Below are 18,324 nucleotides of genomic sequence, written 5' to 3'. Positions count from 1 at the left end.
TTAACCGCGCGCGGCGGCGATCTTGATCAGCTTGGCGTAATAGAACCCGTCGTGGCCGCCTTCCTGTGCCAGCAGCTGGCGACCGTGGGGCTGCTTGATGCCGGCCGTGGTGGCGAGGTCCAGCTCACGGGCGCCCGGCGTGCGGGCGAGGAAGGCTTCGATGACTTCGGTGTTCTCGGTCGGCAACGTGGAACAGGTGGCGTAAAGCAGAATCCCGCCCACCTCCAGAGTTATCCACATGGCATCCAGCAACTCGCCTTGCAGCACTGCCAGCGCGGCGATGTCATCCGGTTGGCGAGTCAGCTTGATGTCCGGGTGACGACGGATCACGCCGGTGGCCGAGCATGGCGCATCGAGCAGGATGCGTTGGAAAGGTTTGCCATCCCACCAGGTGACCGTGTCGCGGCCGTCGGCGGCGATCAGTTCGGCGCTCAGGCCCAGACGTGCGAGGTTTTCTCGCACACGCACCAGACGCTTGGCTTCCAGATCCACGGCGACGACGCCCGCCAGTGCGGGTTCGGCTTCGAGGATGTGGCAGGTCTTGCCGCCCGGTGCGCAGCAGGCGTCGAGCACTCGCTGGCCCGGCGCGAGGTCGAGCAGGTCGGCGGCCAGTTGCGCCGCTTCGTCCTGCACGCTGATCCAGCCTTCGGCGAAGCCCGGCAGGCTGCGTACGTCGGCGGCGGCGTCGAGAATGATGCCGTCCCGGCTGTAAACACACGGTGTGGCGGCAATGCCTGCGTCGGTCAGCAAGCCAAGATAGGCATCGCGGCTGTGATGGCGACGGTTGACCCGCAAAATCATCGGCGGATGCGCGTTGTTTGCCGCACAAATGGCTTCCCACTGCTCAGGCCAAAACGCTTTCAGGGATTTTTGCAGCCAGCGTGGGTGGGCGGTACGCACCACCGGGTCGTGTTCCAGCTCGGCCAGCAGCGCTTCGCTTTCACGTTGGGCGCGGCGCAACACGGCGTTGAGCAAGGCTTTGGCCCACGGCTTCTTCAGCTTGTCGGCGCAACCGACGGTTTCGCCGATGGCGGCGTGAGCCGGGACGCGGGTGTAAAGCAGTTGATAGAGACCGACCAGCAGCAACGCCTCGACATCGGCGTCGGCAGCCTTGAACGGCTTCTGCAGCAACTTGGCCGCGAGCGCCGACAAACGCGGCTGCCAGCGCGCGGTGCCGAACGCCAGGTCCTGGGTGAAGCCGCGATCGCGGTCTTCAACCTTGTCCATTTGTGTCGGCAACGAACTGTTGAGTGAGGCTTTTCCGTTTAGAACTGCAGCAAGTGCCTTGGCGGCGGACAGACGTGGATTCATTGAGCGTCCGCCGTTTGACCGAGCACGGTGCCGACGGCGAATTTCTCACGACGGCTGTTGAACAAATCGCTGAAGTTCAGCGCCTTGCCGCCGGGCAATTGCAGACGGGTCAGGCACAGAGCCTGCTCACCGCAGGCGACGATCAGGCCGTCTTTGCTGGCGCTGAGGATTTCACCTGGTGCGCCCTTGCCTTCCGCGAGGCTCGCGGTCAGCACTTTCAGCGCTTCGCCATTCAACGTGCTGTGGGTGATCGGCCATGGATTGAAGGCGCGGACCAGACGTTCCAGCTCAATGGCCGGGCGGCTCCAGTCGATGCGCGCTTCGTCCTTGTTCAATTTGTGTGCGTAGGTGGCGAGGCTGTCGTCCTGCACTTCGCCTTCCAGCGTGCCGGCGGCGAGGCCGGCGATGGCTTGAATCACTGCCGGTGGGCCGAGTTCCGCCAAGCGGTCGTGGAGGCTGCCGCCGGTGTCTTCAGCGCTGATCGGCGTGGTGACCTTGAGCAGCATCGGCCCGGTGTCGAGGCCCAGTTCCATGCGCATGATGGTCACGCCGCTTTCGCTGTCGCCGGCTTCGACGGCGCGCTGGATCGGCGCCGCACCGCGCCAGCGTGGCAGCAATGACGCGTGGCTGTTGATGCAACCCAGGCGCGGAATATCCAGCACCACTTGCGGCAGGATCAGGCCGTAGGCGACCACCACCAGCAAATCCGGTTTAAGCGCGGCCAGTTCGGCTTGAGCGTCTTCATTGCGCAGGGTTGGCGGTTGCAGCACCGGGATGTTGTTTTCCAGGGCCAACTGCTTGACCGGGCTCGGCATCAGCTTTTGCCCGCGACCCGCCGGACGGTCCGGTTGGGTGTAGACCGCGACGATCTCGTAAGGGCTGTCGAGCAGGGCCTTGAGGTGTTCGGCGGCGAATTCCGGGGTGCCGGCAAAGACGATGCGCAGTGGCTCAGTCATGGGAAGCTCTCATTTACAAAGCAGTCGCAAAAGAAAAAGGCTTGCCGCAGCAAGCCTTTGAAAGGAGGGCATCAAGCGTTCTGGCGATGGAGCTTTTCCAGTTTCTTCTTGATTCGATCACGTTTGAGATTCGACAGGTAGTCGACGAACAATTTGCCGTTGAGGTGGTCGCATTCATGCTGGATGCACACGGCGAGCAGGCCTTCGGCGATCAGTTCGTAAGGCTGGCCGTCGCGGTCCAGGGCCTTGACCTTGACCTTCTGCGGGCGATCGACGTTTTCGTAGAAACCCGGCACCGAGAGGCAGCCTTCCTGGTATTGCTCCATCTCGTCGGTCAGGGGCTCGAACTCGGGGTTGATGAACACCCGCGGTTCGGTGCGGTCTTCGGAGAGGTCCATCACGACGATACGTTTGTGCACGTTGACCTGGGTCGCGGCGAGGCCGATGCCTGGCGCTTCATACATTGTTTCAAACATATCATCGACCAACTGACGCACTTCGTCGTCCACTACGGCCACAGGTTTGGCGATAGTGCGCAGGCGCGAGTCGGGGAATTCGAGGATGTCTAAAATGGCCATAAGCTTGATTGCTGCACGTGTGAGGTAAAGTCGGGTCGATGGCCTGGCAGGTCCGAAGATGCAGGCTACCGTTGTGAAGCGTAGCTCCTTTTCTTTTTGGCAAAGAGTCGGGAGCGAGCCACGAGGGCTCTGGCGTTTCACGCGAACGCACATAATAAAGGGATTCACCGCATGAGGAAATCACTACTCGCCTTGCTCCTTCTGGCCTCGGCCGGTTTGGCGCATGGGCAAGTGCAACTCAAGGAAGGTTTTCCACAGCAATACACAGTGGCGGCGGGTGACACACTCTGGGACATCTCCGGGAAATTCCTCCGTGAGCCGTGGAAGTGGCCTGAGCTCTGGCAGGCCAATCCGCAGATCCAGAACCCCAATCTGATCTACCCCGGCGATTTGCTGTCGCTGGTCTACGTTGACGGTCAGCCGCGTCTGACCCTCAATCGCGGGGCTTCCCGGGGCACCATCAAGCTCTCGCCACGGGTGCACAGTTCGCCGGTGGCCGACGCCATCCCGAGCATTCCGTTGCAGTCGATCAACAGTTTTCTGCTGAGCAACCGCATCGTCGACAAGGTCGAGGATTTCGACAAGGCGCCTTACATCGTCGCCGGCGATGCCGAACGGGTGCTCAGCGGCACCGGCGACCGGATTTTCGCCCGCGGCCATTTCGATCCGAACCAGCCGGTCTACGGCATCTTCCGCCAAGGCAAGGTTTATACCGACCCCGAGAGCAAGGAGTTCCTGGGGATCAATGCCGACGACATCGGCGGTGGTGAAATCGTCGCTACCGAGGGTGATGTCGCGACGCTTTCACTGCAACGCACCACTCAGGAAGTGCGCCTCGGCGATCGCTTGTTCAGCGGCGAGGAACGATCGATCAACTCGACCTTCATGCCCAGTGCACCAAAAAAACCGATCAACGGCCTGATCATCGACGTACCGCGCGGGGTTACCCAGATCGGCGCGATGGATGTCGTGACGCTGAACCGGGGCCAACGCGACGGCCTCGCCGAAGGCAACGTGTTGGTGGTGATGAAGACCGGCGAAACCGTGCGCGACCGGGTCTCCGGCCAGCCTCTGAAAATTCCCGATGAACGCGCCGGTTTGCTGATGGTGTTCCGCACCTACGACAAACTCAGTTACGGATTGGTGCTCACCGCATCGCGCTCCTTGGCGGTGATGGACAAGGTGCGAAATCCGTAAGCAGGCTCCACAAGTTACCAACAGAGTTATCCACAGCTTATTCCCGTTTGAACGGGGCTCATAACGATCAAGGATGATCCATGTCGCTGCCTGCTGTTACACCGGTTTCCCCTGCGGAACTGGAAGCCCGTTTACGTCTGCATCGTTTGCCGGAGCTCGGTCCTGCGCGTTTCAGGAAACTGCTCGAAGCCTTCGGCTCGGCGTCCAAAGCCATCAGCGCGCCGGCCAGTGCCTGGCGTTCGCTGGGCTTGCCGTTTGCTTGCGCCGAGGCTCGCCGGGCCGATGATGTCCGGGACGGCGCCAGCCACGCATTGGCCTGGCTAGACCGTCCCGGCCAGCATTTACTGATGTGGGACCAGCCTGACTACCCGGCATTGCTGGCGGAAATCAGCGACGCGCCGCCACTGCTATTCGTCGCGGGCGATCCGGGCATACTGGAAAAACCGCAATTGGCGATGGTCGGCAGTCGTCGCGCTTCCCGTCCGGGGATGGACACGGCCGCCGCGTTTTCGCGCAGTCTGGCTGGCGCCGGTTTTGTCATCACCAGCGGTCTGGCGCTGGGGATTGATGCCGCCGCGCATCAAGCCGCTCTGGACGTGGGCGGGCAAACGGTCGGCGTACTTGGCACGGGACTTGAAAAGTTTTATCCACAGCGCAACCGCAGGCTTGCCGATGCCATGATTGCGTCGGGCAGCGCGGTGCTTTCCGAGTTCCCGCTGGACGCCGGGCCTACGGCCAGCAACTTCCCGCGACGCAATCGAATCATCAGTGGTTTGTCCCTCGGCGTGCTGGTGGTCGAGGCCAGTGTCGCCAGCGGTTCCTTGATCACCGCGAGGCTGGCGGCGGAACAAGGTCGTGAGGTGTATGCGATTCCGGGATCGATCCATCATCCCGGCGCCAAGGGGTGTCATCAGCTGATTCGCGACGGTGCGATGCTGGTGGAAACCATCGAACATATCCTCGAAGCATTGCGCGGCTGGCAGCAGTTGCCGTTAGCCATGCAGGCACCGTCGGTGGCACATCCGCTGTTGATGCTGCTGCACGCGGCGCCGCACACCAGTGAAGCGTTGTCCGTCTCCAGCGGCTGGGCGTTGCCCAAAGTGCTGGCGGCGTTGACGGAACTGGAAATGGACGGCCGGGCGGTCTGCGAAAGCGGGCGCTGGTTTGCGCGGGTGAGCTAGGTTTTATAAGGAACATCGGTAAACTGCGCAGAGCCTTATTCCGGAGAGTTTTTCATGGTCAACAGTTGGCGTGTGCAACAAGCCGCGCAAGCCATTCGCGCAGGGGCGGTGATTGCCTATCCAACCGAGGCGGTCTGGGGCCTGGGTTGCGACCCGTGGGACGAAGAAGCGGTCGAACGTCTGCTGATGCTAAAGGGCCGGTCGGTGGACAAGGGCCTGATTCTGGTTGCCGACAACATCCGCCAGTTCGACTTCCTGTTCGAAGACTTCCCTGAGCTGTGGATGGACCGCATGGCCAGCACTTGGCCGGGGCCGAATACCTGGCTGGTGCCGCATCGGAATCAGTTGCCGCAGTGGATTACCGGCGTGCACGAAACGGTGGCGTTGCGGGTCAGCAATCACCCGTTGGTGCGGGATTTGTGCGCATTGGTCGGGCCGTTGGTGTCGACCTCGGCCAACCCGCAGGGCCGGCCGGCGGCGCGGACGCGGATTCGCGTGGAGCAGTATTTCCGCGGGCAGCTTGATTTGATTCTTGGCGGCAACCTCGGTGGGCGCAAGAATCCGAGCGTGATTCGCGATCTGGCGACCGGGAACGTCATTCGCCCGGGTTGAGACCGCGTCATCGTTCTTCGCGGGCAAGCCTCGCTCCTACAGGGATCGCATACAAACTGTAGGAGCGAGCGGGCGGCGATCCGACTTGCCCGCGAAGAGGCCCTCAAGGCAAAAGAACAGTCGAACCTGTTGTCCGCCGTGCCGACAACTCGGTCTGCGCCTTCGCCGCGTCAGCCAGTGAATACTTCTGGCTGATCTCCACATTCAGCTTCCCGCTGATGATCATCTCAAACAACTCATCCGCCATCCGCTGCAGGTTTTCAGCGTTGTTGGCATAAGTCGCCAGTGTTGGCCGGGTCACGTACAACGATCCCTTCGCCGACAAAATCCCCAGGTTTACCCCGTCCACCGCGCCCGAAGCGTTGCCAAAACTCACCACCAGGCCCCGAGGCGCTGTGCTATCCAGCGAAGTCAGCCAGGTGTCTTTGCCGACACCGTCGTACACCACCGGGACTTTTTTGCCGTCGGTCAATTCCAGTACGCGTTGTGCGACGTTTTCGTGGCTGTAGTCGATGGTCGCCCACGCACCATTGGCCTTTGCCAACGCGGCTTTCTCCGGCGAGCTGACCGTGCCGATCAACTTCACGCCCAGCGCCTTCGCCCATTGGCAGGCCAGTGAACCGACACCCCCGGCAGCGGCGTGAAACAGAATGGTTTCGCCACCCTTGAGTTCATAGGTCTGACGCAACAGGTACTGCACGGTGAGGCCCTTGAGCATTACCCCGGCGGCCTGTTCAAAGCTGATCGCGTCCGGCAGGTGCACCAGATTGGCTTCCGGCAATACGTGAACTTCGCTGTAGGCGCCCAACGGGCCGCTGCCGTACGCCACGCGATCACCGACCTTGAAGCGGGTGACTTCGCTGCCCACCGCCTCGACCACGCCTGCACCTTCCGAACCCACGCCCGACGGCAAGGCGGGCGGCGCATAGAGGCCGCTGCGGAAATAGGTGTCGATGAAGTTCAGGCCGATGGCCTTGTTGGTCACGCGCACTTGCTGCGGGCCGGGCTCGGCCGGTTGGTAATCCACATACTCGAGCACTTCGGGGCCGCCATGGGCGCGGAACTGGATACGCTTTGCCATCAGAACTCTCCTTAGGTCTTCAGCTACTAGAGGTGTAGTGCCAAGCGCCCTATCGAACTCCCAAGCTTGATCCCCGTCAACTGTGGCGAGTCCATCTGCAATGTTATGCTACGCGCCCATTTGCGCCGGCCCCCGCTCCCATGGAGCGCCGCGTAGTTTTGCCCGATTCAAGGTGAAGACATGACGACCCGCACCGAGGCCGTAAAAGCCTACCTGCTCGACCTGCAAGACCGCATTTGCGCTGCCCTGGAAGCCGAAGACGGCGGCACGCAATTCGTCGAAGACGCCTGGACCCGGCCTGCCGGCGGTGGCGGTCGTACCCGCGTGATCGAGAACGGCGCGGTCATCGAAAAGGGCGGCGTCAACTTTTCCCACGTGTTTGGCAGCGGTCTCCCACCGTCCGCCAGCGCCCATCGACCGGAACTGGCCGGCCGTGGCTTTGAAGCCCTGGGCGTGTCGCTGGTGATTCACCCGCACAATCCACATGTGCCGACTTCCCACGCCAACGTGCGCTTTTTCATCGCCGAAAAAGAAGGCGAAGAACCGGTCTGGTGGTTCGGCGGCGGATTCGACCTGACCCCTTATTACGGCAACATCGATGACTGCGTGCACTGGCACCGCGTCGCCGAGCAGGCCTGCGCGCCGTTCGGTCCGGATGTCTATCCACGTTACAAAGCCTGGTGCGACAGCTATTTCCACATCAAGCATCGCCACGAACCGCGCGGCATCGGCGGCCTGTTCTTCGATGATTTGAACGAGTGGGATTTCGACACCAGCTTCGCTTTCATGCGTGCCATCGGTGACGCTTACATCGACGCCTACCTGCCGATCGTGCAACGCCGCAAAAATGATGCGTTCACTGCAAAACAGCGCGAATTCCAGGAGTTCCGCCGTGGCCGATACGTCGAGTTCAACCTGGTTTACGACCGTGGCACGCTCTTCGGCCTGCAATCGGGTGGGCGTACCGAGTCGATCCTCATGTCGTTGCCGCCGCAAGTTCGCTGGAGTTATGACTGGAAAGCCGAGCCCGGCAGCGAAGAAGCACGCCTGACCGAGTACTTCCTGCAAGACCGCGACTGGCTGGCCCAGGCCTGAGGATTTCTGATGGATCGTTACGTCGTTTTCGGTAACCCGATCGGCCACAGCAAGTCGCCGTTGATCCATCGTCTGTTCGCCGAACAGACTGCTCAGCAACTGGACTACAGCACTTCGCTGGCACCGCTCGACGATTTTTCCGACTTTGCCCGGGAGTTTTTCCTGGAAGGTCGCGGGGCGAACGTGACGGTGCCGTTCAAGGAAGAGGCGTTCCGTCTGGCCGACAGTTTGACGGCGCGAGCGCAGCGGGCTGGCGCGGTGAACACCCTGAGCAAGCTCGCCGATGGCACGCTGCTGGGCGACAACACCGATGGTGCCGGGCTGGTGCGGGACCTGACGGTCAACGCCGGTTTCAGCCTCAAGGGCAAACGCATCCTGCTGCTCGGCGCCGGCGGCGCAGTGCGCGGTGCGCTGGAGCCACTGCTGGCCGAGCAACCCGCCTCGGTGATCATCGCCAACCGCACGGTGGAAAAAGCCGAGCTGCTGGCGGAATTGTTCGCGGATCTGGGGCCGGTGTCGGCCAGTGGTTTCGACTGGTTGCGGGAATCGGTGGACCTGATCATCAACGCGACATCGGCCAGTTTGTCGGGCGATGTACCGCCGATTGCGGGCAGTCTGATCGAGCCGGGCAAGACGGTTTGCTACGACATGATGTACGGCAAGGAACCGACCTCGTTCTGCCGTTGGGCTACGGCGCATGGCGCTGCCGTGTCGATGGATGGTTTGGGGATGCTCGCCGAACAAGCGGCAGAAGCCTTCTTGCTGTGGCGCGGCGTACGCCCGGACACCGCGCCGGTGCTGGCCGAACTGCGCCGCCAATTGGCCTTGTAGGAGCCGGCTTGCTGGCGATGGGCGCGCCGCGGTGTATCAGGCAAACCGCGTTATCGTTGAATCGCCAGCAAGCCGGCTCCTACAGTCGGTTGGTATGCCGTGATCGCGGTTATTGTCCGGAGATGGGTGTGCTTCAATCCTCGAAATGAATCGGGCATTTCTCCGCACCTTCCAGCTTTCGCAACTCCTCCACCACCGGTGGCCGCGCCCCGCGCAAGGTCAGGCTACGGTCCTGCTTGCGTAGTCGCCGCGCTTCCTGGTGCAGCATTTCCACCCCCGAATAGTCGATGAAGTTGATCTGCTGCGCCTCGATCACCACCCGCGCCCCGTGCATGCGTTGCAGGCGCACTTGCAGGTAATGGCTGGCGCCGAAAAAGATCGAACCGCCGACCCGCAGAATGTCTTCATCGCCGTCGCGCCAATGCTGCACCCGTGGTTGCGAGGTGCGCTTGAGGTAGAAAAACAACGACGCGAGCACGCCGGCGTAGATCGCTGTCTGCAATTCCAGCAGCAGCGTGGCGACACAGGTCAGCGCCATCACCATGAACTCGGCGCGGCTGACCCTTAACAACGCGCGAATGCCGCGATGATCGACCAACCCCCAGGCGATCAACAGGATGCTGCCGGCCATGGCCGGAATCGGAATATGCGCAATCAGGTTGGCGCCGAAGATCGCAAACAGCGCCACCCACAACGCGGAAAACACCCCCGCCATTGGCGAACAGGCACCCGCTTCGTAGCTGAGGCCGGAACGGGTGAAGGAACCGGCTGACAGCGAACCGGAAAAAAACGCACCGACCATGTTCGATAAACCCTGCGCGCGGACCTCCTGATTGGCATCGAGCAATTGCTGCGAGCGCGCCGACAAGGAACGGGCAATCGACAGGCTTGTCACCAGCCCGAGCATCCCCACCGCTACTGCGCTGGGCAGCAATCGCAAAATCATGTCCAGATCCAGTGGCAACGGTCTGAAGGGCGGCAACCGCCCGACAAACGCGCTCACCAGGTTCACGTGGCCGAACATCGATGGCCACAGCCAAACCAGCAGCCCGGCGAGGATCAGGGTGATCAGCAGCGTCGGCCAGCGAGGCAGCAACCCTTTCAGGATTATGCCGACGACGACTGTTGCCAGCCCCAGCACGAGCGAGGGTTTATCCACCGCATCGAGGTGCTGCAGCAGCATCAATAAGCTGTCCAGAGCGGTGGCCTGGCTGGGCAAGTCCAGCCCCAGCAGGTTGGGCATTTGACCGATGGCAATCACCACGGCGGCGCCGAGGGTGAAGCCCAATACCACCGAGTGCGAGACAAAATTCACCAGCGCGCCGAACCGCAGCAAACCCAGTAGCCACTGGAAAATGCCGGCGAGCAGCGTCAGAAGCAGGATCAGCGTGATGTAGTCCTTGGACGCAGGGACGGCCAGAGGACTGACACTGGCGAACAGGACGATGGAGATCGCTGCCGTAGGCCCACAGATCAAATGCCACGATGAACCCCAGAGGCAGGCGATCAGCACCGGGATGATGGCGGCGTACAAGCCGTATTCCGGTGGGAGACCGGCGATCAGCGCGTAGGCAATGGATTGCGGCAACGCGAGAATGGCGCCGCTGAGACCGACGATCAGGTCACGGCCGACGCTGGCGCGGGTCTGCCGGGGCAACCACGTGAGGAAGGGGAAGAGTGAATGGCGGCTGGGGAAGGCCATGGGTCCTCTCGGTTGAAAATTTTGCGCAAGGGTATCAGCACAGACCTGTAGGAGCCGGCTTGCTGGCGATAATGGCACCGCGGTGTATCAGGTACACCGCGTTATCGTTGAATCGCCAGCAAGCCGGCTCCTACAGATCGGCATCCAGGCCCGAGGGGTTAGAGCTTGGCTTTTACCGCCGGCAACGCATCCTTGCCGTCCGCGGTCTTCACGCCTTCCAGCCATTTGTCCAGCACCGCCGGATTGGCCTTGATCCACGCCTTGGCCGCATCCGCATTGCTGACCTTCTTGTTCACCACATCCGCCATGATGCTGTTTTCCATCTCCTGGGTGAAACTCAGGTTGGTCAGCAACTTGCCCACATTCGGGCAGGCCTCGGCGTAGCCCTTGCGGGTCAGGGTATGGACGCTGCCGGTGTCGCCGAAGTATTTCTCGCCGCCCTTCAGATAATGCATTTTCAGCTGCACGTTCATCGGGTGCGGCGTCCAGCCGAGGAAGGTCACGAATTTCTGTTTCTTCACCGCACGAGACACTTCGGCCAGCATCGCCTGTTCGCTGGACTCGACCAGTTTCCACTGGCCCATGTCGAAGTCGTTCTTCTTGATGATTTCTTGCAGCGAGATGTTCGCCGGGGCGCCGGAGCCGATGCCGTAGATCTTCTTGTCGAACTTGTCGGCGAATTTGTTCAGGTCGGCAAAGTTATGCACACCCGCGTCCCACACGTAATCCGGCACAGCCAGGGTGAACTCGGTGCCATCAAGGTTCTTCGCCAGTTGCGTGACGTCGCCGGTGGCGACGAACTTGTCATAGAAACCCTGCTGCGCCGGCATCCAGTTGCCGAGAAACACGTCGACCTGGCCATCCTTCAACCCGCCAAAGGTAATCGGCACCGCGAGGGTGTCGACTTTGGGCTTGTAGCCCATGCCGTCCAGCAGAAACCCGGTGATGGCGTTGGTTGCGGCGATGTCGCTCCAGCCAGGGTCGGCCATTTTCACCGTCTCGCAGCTCTGATCGGCATACGCCGACGCACTGCCCAGAGCCAGCAGTCCGACCGTCAGTACTGTGGATAACTTTTGCATGGACTTCCCCTTAACATTATTGGTTTTGGCAGGGTTGTGGATAACGTGCTTTACGCTCCAGATCGTCGAGGTCGATGTGGTTGCGCATGTACTGCTGACTGGCGTCCACCAGTGGCTGGTGATCCCAGCTCTTCAGCTTGCCGATGGTCAGTGCCTCGGCGACGAAACGCCGACGACGCTGGCTCGCGAGCACCTGTTGGTGTATCGCCGGGATGTTCCATTTGGCCCGTGCTTCGGCGAGAAATTCCTCGAACAGGAGCCGATGTTGCGGCGACTGGCTGAGTTCTTCCTGTTCACGCGGGTCGTTGTGTACGTCGAAGAGCAGGCACGGATCGTCTTCGCTGTAGATGAATTTATAGGCACCGCGGCGAATCATCATCAGCGGACTGATGGTGCCTTCGGCCATGTATTCGCCGAAGACTTCGTCATGACCGCCCTGCCCTTGCAGGTGCGGAACCAGCGAACGGCCATCCAGCGGCAAGCCCGGTTCCAGAGCGCCGCCGGCCAACTCGACAAACGTCGGCAGCAGGTCGGCGGTGGAAACCGCTGCGCTGACCCGTCCGGCGCCAAACTGGCCGGGTGAACTGATCAACATCGGCACGCGCGCGGCCATTTCGTACCAATGCATTTTGTACCAGAGGCCGCGCTCGCCGAGCATGTCGCCGTGGTCGCCGGAGAATACGATGATCGTGTCGTTAATCAGCCCTGTTTCTTCGAGCGTTTGCAGAAGTTTGCCGACGTTGCTGTCGATATAACTGCAAGCACCGAAATAAGCCCGGCGTGCATCGCGGATCTTATCCACAGGCAGCGGCTTGTCCCACAGGTCGTAGACCTTGAGCAAACGCTGGGCGTGCGGATCGAGCTCGGTTTGTGCCGGGGTTTCGGGCAATGGGATGTCGGCGTCGTCGTAAAGATCCCAGAAAGCCTTGGGAATGGTGTACGGGTCGTGTGGGTGAGTCATCGACACGGTCAGGCAGAACGGCTGGTCGCCATCCTCACGAATGTGGTCGAACAGGTATTGCTGGGCCTTGAACACCACCTCTTCATCGAAATCCAGCTGATTGGTACGCACGCAAGGCCCGGCCTGCAGTACCGACGACATGTTGTGATACCAGGTCGGACGCACGTCCGGTTCGTCCCAGTTCACTGCCCAACCGTAGTCGGCCGGGTAAATGTCGCTGGTCAGGCGTTCTTCGTAACCGTGCAGTTGGTCCGGGCCGCAAAAGTGCATTTTCCCGGACAGCGCGGTGCGATAGCCGAGGCGCCGCAGGTAGTGGGCGTAGGTGGGCACGTCGGCAGGAAAATCGGCCGCGTTGTCGTAGGCGCCGATTTTGCTCGGCAACTGACCGCTGACCAGAGTAAAACGCGACGGCGCGCAGAGTGGGCTGTTGCAATAAGCGGCGTCGAACACCACGCCTTCGGCGGCGAGGCGGCTGAGATTGGGCAATTTGATCGGCGAAGGGCCGTAGAACGGCAACATTGGCGCGGCCATCTGATCGGCCATGATGAAAAGAATATTCTTGCGCTTCATGTGATCGCGGCATTCCATAGTGAATATTTATGCGAGAGTGCTGCAATCGAGCATGGAGTCCATGTGATTTGTGGTAAAGCCCATGCCAGGCAATGACTAGGATAAGCACAGCTTATGTATGACGCCCTCGGTGATTTGTCTCTGGATCTGCTCCGCGCCTTCGAAGCAGCCGCCCGCCATCACAGCTTCACCGCCGCTGCGGTAGAGCTCGGCACCACGCAACCGGCCATCAGTCAGCAGATCAAGCGGCTGGAAGATCAACTCGCCACACGGCTGTTCGATCGCATTTATCGCGGGATCGAATTGACCGAGGCCGGGGCTATTCTTTTCGAGCAGGTTCAGCTCGGTTTGCAGAATATCGACGCAGGATTAAGTGCGATCAGTGCACAGCAACAGCATGAAGTGTTGCAGGTCGCCACCGATTTTGCCTTTGCCGCTTACTGGCTGATGCCCCGGTTGCATCGCTTTCACGCGGCCAATCCTCACGTGGACGTTAGCCTGGTCACCAGCGAACGCAGCCTCAATATGCTGCGCACCGATATCGATGTTGCCGTGCTGTTTGGTGACGGGCGTTTTAAACAGGGTGAAAGCCATTGGCTGTTCAGCGAAGAAGTGTTCCCGGTGTGCAGTCCGCTGCTATTGAAGGACCGTCCCCTGCCCTTGCCGCCCCAGGGGCTACTGGAATTTCCGCTGCTGCACCTGCGTGGCGAAAACAGCAGCAACTGGTTCGACTGGAGTGGCGTGTTCCGCGAATTGGGGATTACTTCGGCGCCGGCGCCCGGGCAGTTGCGATTCGACAATTACACGCTGTTGATTCAAGCGGCGATTGGCGGCCAGGGCGTGGCGATTGGCTGGCGGCACCTTGTGGATAACTTGCTGGCGCAAGGTTTGTTGTGTCGGCCAATTGCTGAAACGGTGATGTCCCGGCAGGGCTATTACGTGGTCCTGCCCCAACGCAAACGGCGTGGGGTGTTGATTCAACAGTTTGTGGATTGGTTGATGGCCGAGCAGGCCAGCAGTGCGCAATCGCTGAATGGCCTGCCTTTGCCTTCGATTGCGGTGTGAAAGCAAGAAGGTCGTCCGGGCGCGGCCCGAGCGTTCACTACTCTGAAGTCGCCACGAAATTCACGTGTTCGCCCACGTGAAGATTGAAGTGCAATTCATCGGCGATCCCTATCGCGACACGTTTCAAGCGATCCAGCGGTTCGGCCAGCCCCGGTTCCAGGCTGCTGCTGGCGTGGCTGAAATGCTCGATCGTCAGCCCCGGGATGCCACGCGGTGCATTCACCAGCGTCCAGTGCAACTTACTGCTTTGCAGGGATTCGCGGATTTCTTCGGCGGCGTGGCGTTGCAGTTGATCCTCAATCTCCGGATCGTCCAACACCTCGAAATCCCCCACCAGAAACAGTCGGGCAATGCCGGCAGCCTGCATGCCGGCTATCAGCGCATCGACCGCGAGCACCTGTTCGACCGGGCCCGGAACAATGGTTTTTTCAACGTGTTCGCTGTTGAACGGCAAGCCTGGTGCGTCTAATAGACAGATGACGGCCGAACAGCCCGCGACGCTTTGTTTGACGCGCTCGGCCTCAAACAGGTCGCCCGTCTTGGTGCGCAAACCCGGACGTGGCGCGAGTGCCGTCAAGTCATCGAGGATGGCGATCACTTCGTGTTGCCGCCGCAGCATCTCAGCCATCAGCGCACTGCCCAGGCTACTCATGGCACCATAAAGCACCACTTTTACCACCGGGGTTTCGGCATTTTTCATGGCTGGGCTCCGTTTCCTGGGTGTATAGCATTTGACCTGTGGGAGACGGTGAGGGTTCGACAGGGATTCAGAGGGTTTCAGATGCAACAGATCAAGGGTTACCACGCCCACGTGTATTTCGACGCCAGCACCATCGACCAGGCGCGAACCTTGTGTGAGCGGGCGGCACAGCTGTTCCCGCTGAAAATGGGTCGGGTGCACGAACGTCCGGTCGGCCCGCACCCGGACTGGAGTTGCCAACTGGCATTCGGGCCGGAACTCATCGGCGACGTGTTGCCGTGGCTGGCGCTCAACCGCAAGGGTTTGGTGGTGTTCCTGCACCCGGACACCGGCGACGATCTGCTCGACCACACCGAACATGCCATCTGGATGGGGGCGATCCGGCCACTGGACCTGTCTATTTTTTGATCAGAGTGTTTCTTCGGCTTCGCCCGGCAGGTGTTCGTCCAGGTGCAGCCAGGGCAGACGGCTGTCGGTCCAGATGTGCCGCTCGGCCGGAGCCTGCTCGGGATGATCGAGGGTGGCGATGGTCAGGTCGATGCTCTCGGGACTGAGGTGTGTCACCAGCGCGAGTTGCGCCCCACAGTTCGGGCAGAAATATCGTACGCAACTGGATGACGAGGCGTACTGCGCCGGTGTGCCTTTCAGCCATTCAAAGGTCGATGCGGGCACGGTGATCCAGGTGGTCACGATCCCGCCGCTGACTCGTCGGCAAATTGAGCAGTGACAGTGGGCGATGTCTCTCAAAGGTCCGCTGAATTGATAGCGCAGTTGTCCGCAGTGGCAGCCGCCTGTGTGAAGTTCGTTCATCACATTTCCTCCTGTTGCGTATGTTCCGACGCCATCGCGAGCAAGCCCGCTCCCACAGTGGGTACGCATTTCAATGTGGGAGCGGGCTTGCTCGCGAAGGCCTCAACACGGTCTGACTCCCTGCCCCCGTCCGACGACCGGTCGCACATCCGGTCAATGCTTTCATCAGCGAAAGCTGGGTGAAAGCTTCCCCGATTAGGATCGCCCCCACTACCGGCAACAGACCGGTCGGCCAATGCCAGTGTTTTATCGCTCGCACAGCCCATTTAACAACAACAATGGTGACCCTGATGTCCTTTGATACCCGCCGCTTCGCCGCAACTCCGCCCGTACGCCTCGTGCTTCCCGTTCTGCGCTGACCCACCCGGTTCGCCCATTCCCTAGCCGCGCTACGCCTGGAGTATTCCCATGCTGACTTTCCTTGGCTTCGCCATGGTCATCACGTTCATGTTCCTGATCATGACCAAGCGCCTGTCTGCGCTGATCGCCCTGATCATCATTCCAATCGTCTTCGCCCTGTTCGGCGGTTTTGCGCCGAAGATCGGCCCGATGATGCTCGAAGGCATCACCAAGCTTGCGCCGACCGGCGTGATGCTGATGTTCGCCATCCTCTACTTCGCCCTGATGATCGACTCCGGCCTGTTCGACCCGGCCGTGCGCAAGATCCTCAAACTGGTCAAGGGCGACCCGTTGAAAGTTTCGGTCGGCACCGCCGTACTGGCGCTCGTCGTCTCCCTCGATGGTGACGGCGCGACCACTTATATGATCTGCGTGGCCGCCATGCTGCCGCTCTACAGCCGCATCGGCATGAGCCCGCGGATCATGGCTGGCCTGATCATCCTCGCCGGTGGCGTGATGAACATGACCCCATGGGGCGGTCCGACTGCCCGTGCGGCCAGTGCGTTGCATGTGGACCCGTCGGCGATCTTCGTACCGATGATTCCGGCGATGGGTGCCGGTGTCCTGGCCATCCTGGCCATCGCTTACTTCTACGGCAAACGTGAACGTGCGCGTCTGGGTGAGCTGCACCTGGTGGGCGACGAAATCGACCACAGCGAAATCAGCGTTTCGCAGTTCCCGGACGCCCGTCGTCCAAAGCTGATCTGGTTCAACGGTGCCCTGACATTCGCACTGATGTGCACCCTGATCGCAGGCCTGCTGCCGCTGCCGGTGCTGTTCATGGTGGCGTTCAGTATTGCCATGATCGTCAACTACCCTTGCCTGCAACAGCAGAAGGATCGCGTTGCGGCCCACGCCGGCAGCGTGCTGGCAGTGGTCGGTTTGATCTTCGCGGCAGGCATCTTCACCGGTATCCTGTCGGGCACCGGCATGGTCGATGCGATGTCGAAGAGCCTGTTGGCGGTCATCCCGGATTTCCTCGGCCCGTACCTGGCCGTGATCACCGCGCTGGTGAGCATGCCGTTCACGTTCTTCATGTCGAACGACGCATTTTATTACGGCGTGTTACCAGTACTTGCCGAAGCGGCCAGTCATTACGGTATAACCGCGGTTGAAATGGCACGTGCCTCGATCGTCGGTCAGCCCGTCCACTTGCTGAGCCCGCTGGTACCATCGACCTATTTGTTGGTGGCCCTGGCCGGTATCGACTTCGGTGACCATCAGCGCTTTACCCTGAAATGGGCAGTGCTGGTGTGCATGTGCATACTGGTTGCAGCATTGCTGATGGGGATTTTTCCGCTGTTCAGCACTCTATAAGCCCAAGACTCACCACTGGGGGTCCAGGCTTCGTTTTTTGAAGCCTGGGCCCTTTGTGGTTTAACACTCGCTCAAAGGAATACACATGGAATGGCTGACCAACCCTGAAATCTGGGTTGCCTTCTTTACCCTGACCGCCCTGGAAATCGTCCTGGGTATCGATAACATCATCATGATTTCGATCCTGGTCAGCCGCATGCCCAAGCACATGCAGGCGCGCACCCGAATCTTCGGCCTGGCGCTGGCCATGGTCACGCGGATTCTGTTGCTGCTGTCGATCACCTGGGTCATGCGCCTCACCGCTGACTTGTTCGAAGTGTTCGGCCAGGGCATTTCCGGGCGAGACCTGATCCTGTTCTTCGGTGGTCTGTTCCTGCTGTGGAAGAGCTCGCAGGAGATGTACCACGCGCTGGAAGGTGAAGACGAAACCAATGAAGAGCCGGGCGGCAAAGGCGGCAACTTCCTCTACACCATCATCCAGATCGCGATCATCGACATCGTGTTCTCGCTGGACTCGGTGATCACCGCCGTCGGCATGGTCTCCCACGTACCGGTCATGGTCGCTGCAATCGTTGTGGCTGTGCTGGTGATGATGCTGGCTTCCGGCACCATCAGCTCGTTCATCGACAAGCACCCGTCGCTGAAGATGCTGGCGCTGGCGTTCCTGTTGATCGTCGGTACCGTGCTGATTGCCGAATCCTTCGACGTGCACGTGCCAAAAGGCTACGTCTACTTCGCCATGGCGTTCTCGCTGGCGGTGGAAGCGATCAACATCAAGATGCGCACCGCGATTGCGAAGAAGAAGAAACAGCAGGATCCGGTGAAACTGCGCAAGGATATTCCTGGGCAGTAAGCCACACGTAAAACCTGTGGGAGCGA

At 60.7% G+C, this 18,324-nt stretch carries 18 protein-coding genes; 9 read left to right on the top strand and 9 right to left on the bottom strand.

Annotation, left to right across the window (positions count from 1 at the left end; genetic code table 11):
• The 3 genes from rsmB to def all read right to left on the bottom strand — a co-directional run bounded on the left by rsmB (position 1) and on the right by def (position 2,845).
• On the bottom strand, positions 1-1,311 hold the full coding sequence (rsmB, locus tag ACM6IO_RS07225) for a 16S rRNA (cytosine(967)-C(5))-methyltransferase RsmB (RefSeq protein ID WP_414911226.1): 1,311 nt from the start codon (positions 1,309-1,311) through the stop codon (positions 1-3).
• Positions 1,308-2,267, bottom strand: coding sequence for a methionyl-tRNA formyltransferase (gene fmt, locus ACM6IO_RS07220; protein WP_414911225.1), 960 nt, complete (start codon positions 2,265-2,267; stop codon positions 1,308-1,310). The genes rsmB and fmt overlap by 4 nt, the downstream gene beginning before the upstream one ends.
• Positions 2,268-2,338: 71 nt before the next feature.
• Positions 2,339-2,845 (bottom strand): peptide deformylase, encoded by a 507-nt coding sequence (gene def / locus ACM6IO_RS07215; protein WP_008027583.1) that lies wholly within the window; start codon positions 2,843-2,845, stop codon positions 2,339-2,341.
• 171 nt (positions 2,846-3,016) lie between these two features.
• Between def and ACM6IO_RS07210 the strand changes: the two genes are divergently transcribed.
• The 3 genes from ACM6IO_RS07210 to ACM6IO_RS07200 all read left to right on the top strand — a co-directional run bounded on the left by ACM6IO_RS07210 (position 3,017) and on the right by ACM6IO_RS07200 (position 5,835).
• Positions 3,017-4,042, top strand: a complete 1,026-nt coding sequence (locus ACM6IO_RS07210; RefSeq protein ID WP_414911224.1) for a LysM peptidoglycan-binding domain-containing protein — start codon at positions 3,017-3,019, stop codon at positions 4,040-4,042.
• Between the two features lie 80 nt (positions 4,043-4,122).
• Complete coding sequence (gene dprA / locus ACM6IO_RS07205; RefSeq protein ID WP_008027588.1) at positions 4,123-5,223, top strand: DNA-processing protein DprA; 1,101 nt, start codon at positions 4,123-4,125, stop codon at positions 5,221-5,223.
• A gap of 54 nt (positions 5,224-5,277) precedes the next feature.
• Complete coding sequence (locus tag ACM6IO_RS07200) at positions 5,278-5,835, top strand: L-threonylcarbamoyladenylate synthase (RefSeq protein ID WP_192228136.1); 558 nt, start codon at positions 5,278-5,280, stop codon at positions 5,833-5,835.
• Positions 5,836-5,938: 103 nt separating this feature from the next.
• Here the strand turns inward: ACM6IO_RS07200 and ACM6IO_RS07195 are convergent, their stop codons facing one another.
• Positions 5,939-6,916 (bottom strand): NADPH:quinone reductase, encoded by a 978-nt coding sequence (locus tag ACM6IO_RS07195; RefSeq protein WP_414911223.1) that lies wholly within the window; start codon positions 6,914-6,916, stop codon positions 5,939-5,941.
• 180 nt (positions 6,917-7,096) lie between these two features.
• Here ACM6IO_RS07195 and hemF point away from each other — a divergent pair, with 180 nt between their 5' ends.
• Together hemF and aroE are read left to right on the top strand one after the other, a co-directional pair.
• On the top strand, positions 7,097-8,011 hold the full coding sequence (gene hemF, locus ACM6IO_RS07190) for an oxygen-dependent coproporphyrinogen oxidase (protein ID WP_414911222.1): 915 nt from the start codon (positions 7,097-7,099) through the stop codon (positions 8,009-8,011).
• A 9-nt stretch (positions 8,012-8,020) separates the two neighbouring features.
• Positions 8,021-8,842 carry a shikimate dehydrogenase gene (gene aroE, locus ACM6IO_RS07185; RefSeq protein WP_223450113.1) on the top strand — a complete coding sequence of 274 codons (822 nt, stop codon included), beginning with the start codon at positions 8,021-8,023 and terminating at the stop codon, positions 8,840-8,842.
• A 133-nt stretch (positions 8,843-8,975) separates the two neighbouring features.
• On the opposite strand, the gene ACM6IO_RS07180 is transcribed toward aroE, so the two are convergent.
• From ACM6IO_RS07180 to betC, 3 genes are all read right to left on the bottom strand, one after another.
• Positions 8,976-10,544: a SulP family inorganic anion transporter gene (locus ACM6IO_RS07180; protein ID WP_414911221.1), complete on the bottom strand. Its 1,569-nt coding sequence runs from the start codon at positions 10,542-10,544 to the stop codon at positions 8,976-8,978.
• 158 nt (positions 10,545-10,702) lie between these two features.
• Complete coding sequence (choX, locus tag ACM6IO_RS07175) at positions 10,703-11,623, bottom strand: choline ABC transporter substrate-binding protein (RefSeq protein ID WP_207285006.1); 921 nt, start codon at positions 11,621-11,623, stop codon at positions 10,703-10,705.
• A 16-nt stretch (positions 11,624-11,639) separates the two neighbouring features.
• Positions 11,640-13,154, bottom strand: coding sequence for a choline-sulfatase (gene betC, locus ACM6IO_RS07170; protein ID WP_414911220.1), 1,515 nt, complete (start codon positions 13,152-13,154; stop codon positions 11,640-11,642).
• A gap of 114 nt (positions 13,155-13,268) precedes the next feature.
• Here betC and ACM6IO_RS07165 point away from each other — a divergent pair, with 114 nt between their 5' ends.
• Positions 13,269-14,219, top strand: coding sequence for a choline sulfate utilization transcriptional regulator (locus ACM6IO_RS07165; RefSeq protein WP_008027604.1), 951 nt, complete (start codon positions 13,269-13,271; stop codon positions 14,217-14,219).
• 37 nt (positions 14,220-14,256) lie between these two features.
• Here the strand turns inward: ACM6IO_RS07165 and ACM6IO_RS07160 are convergent, their stop codons facing one another.
• Positions 14,257-14,919 (bottom strand): NAD(P)-dependent oxidoreductase, encoded by a 663-nt coding sequence (locus tag ACM6IO_RS07160; protein ID WP_008044034.1) that lies wholly within the window; start codon positions 14,917-14,919, stop codon positions 14,257-14,259.
• A gap of 81 nt (positions 14,920-15,000) precedes the next feature.
• Here ACM6IO_RS07160 and ACM6IO_RS07155 point away from each other — a divergent pair, with 81 nt between their 5' ends.
• Complete coding sequence (locus ACM6IO_RS07155) at positions 15,001-15,327, top strand: DOPA 4,5-dioxygenase family protein (RefSeq protein ID WP_192228131.1); 327 nt, start codon at positions 15,001-15,003, stop codon at positions 15,325-15,327.
• On the opposite strand, the gene ACM6IO_RS07150 is transcribed toward ACM6IO_RS07155, so the two are convergent.
• A complete protein-coding gene (locus tag ACM6IO_RS07150) occupies positions 15,328-15,729 on the bottom strand; it encodes a GFA family protein (RefSeq protein WP_192228130.1) in 402 nt (133 codons plus the stop codon).
• 408 nt (positions 15,730-16,137) lie between these two features.
• Between ACM6IO_RS07150 and ACM6IO_RS07145 the strand changes: the two genes are divergently transcribed.
• Positions 16,138-17,445, top strand: coding sequence for a CitMHS family transporter (locus ACM6IO_RS07145; RefSeq protein WP_008027613.1), 1,308 nt, complete (start codon positions 16,138-16,140; stop codon positions 17,443-17,445).
• An 85-nt stretch (positions 17,446-17,530) separates the two neighbouring features.
• Positions 17,531-18,298 carry a TerC family protein gene (locus ACM6IO_RS07140; RefSeq protein ID WP_192228129.1) on the top strand — a complete coding sequence of 256 codons (768 nt, stop codon included), beginning with the start codon at positions 17,531-17,533 and terminating at the stop codon, positions 18,296-18,298.
• The last annotated feature ends 26 nt before the right edge of the window (positions 18,299-18,324 follow it).

It is taken from the genome of Pseudomonas sp. IT-P44 (assembly GCF_949768225.1).
GTDB lineage: Bacteria > Pseudomonadota > Gammaproteobacteria > Pseudomonadales > Pseudomonadaceae > Aquipseudomonas > Aquipseudomonas migulae.
The sequence above is the reverse complement of the archived record's forward strand: the minus strand, read 5'-3'. Positions and strand labels throughout refer to the sequence as shown.

Coding starts and splice junctions, on each gene's coding strand:
- choX (WP_207285006.1), bottom strand. CDS start 11,623: ATGCAAAAGTTATCCACAGTACTGACGGTCGGACTGCTGGCTCTGGGC.
- fmt (WP_414911225.1), bottom strand. CDS start 2,267: ATGACTGAGCCACTGCGCATCGTCTTTGCCGGCACCCCGGAATTCGCC.
- aroE (WP_223450113.1), top strand. CDS start 8,021: ATGGATCGTTACGTCGTTTTCGGTAACCCGATCGGCCACAGCAAGTCG.
- ACM6IO_RS07165 (WP_008027604.1), top strand. CDS start 13,269: ATGTATGACGCCCTCGGTGATTTGTCTCTGGATCTGCTCCGCGCCTTC.
- dprA (WP_008027588.1), top strand. CDS start 4,123: ATGTCGCTGCCTGCTGTTACACCGGTTTCCCCTGCGGAACTGGAAGCC.
- rsmB (WP_414911226.1), bottom strand. CDS start 1,311: ATGAATCCACGTCTGTCCGCCGCCAAGGCACTTGCTGCAGTTCTAAAC.
- ACM6IO_RS07200 (WP_192228136.1), top strand. CDS start 5,278: ATGGTCAACAGTTGGCGTGTGCAACAAGCCGCGCAAGCCATTCGCGCA.
- ACM6IO_RS07145 (WP_008027613.1), top strand. CDS start 16,138: ATGCTGACTTTCCTTGGCTTCGCCATGGTCATCACGTTCATGTTCCTG.
- ACM6IO_RS07140 (WP_192228129.1), top strand. CDS start 17,531: ATGGAATGGCTGACCAACCCTGAAATCTGGGTTGCCTTCTTTACCCTG.
- ACM6IO_RS07155 (WP_192228131.1), top strand. CDS start 15,001: ATGCAACAGATCAAGGGTTACCACGCCCACGTGTATTTCGACGCCAGC.
- ACM6IO_RS07195 (WP_414911223.1), bottom strand. CDS start 6,916: ATGGCAAAGCGTATCCAGTTCCGCGCCCATGGCGGCCCCGAAGTGCTC.
- def (WP_008027583.1), bottom strand. CDS start 2,845: ATGGCCATTTTAGACATCCTCGAATTCCCCGACTCGCGCCTGCGCACT.
- ACM6IO_RS07150 (WP_192228130.1), bottom strand. CDS start 15,729: ATGAACGAACTTCACACAGGCGGCTGCCACTGCGGACAACTGCGCTAT.
- hemF (WP_414911222.1), top strand. CDS start 7,097: ATGACGACCCGCACCGAGGCCGTAAAAGCCTACCTGCTCGACCTGCAA.
- ACM6IO_RS07160 (WP_008044034.1), bottom strand. CDS start 14,919: ATGAAAAATGCCGAAACCCCGGTGGTAAAAGTGGTGCTTTATGGTGCC.
- ACM6IO_RS07210 (WP_414911224.1), top strand. CDS start 3,017: ATGAGGAAATCACTACTCGCCTTGCTCCTTCTGGCCTCGGCCGGTTTG.
- betC (WP_414911220.1), bottom strand. CDS start 13,154: ATGAAGCGCAAGAATATTCTTTTCATCATGGCCGATCAGATGGCCGCG.
- ACM6IO_RS07180 (WP_414911221.1), bottom strand. CDS start 10,544: ATGGCCTTCCCCAGCCGCCATTCACTCTTCCCCTTCCTCACGTGGTTG.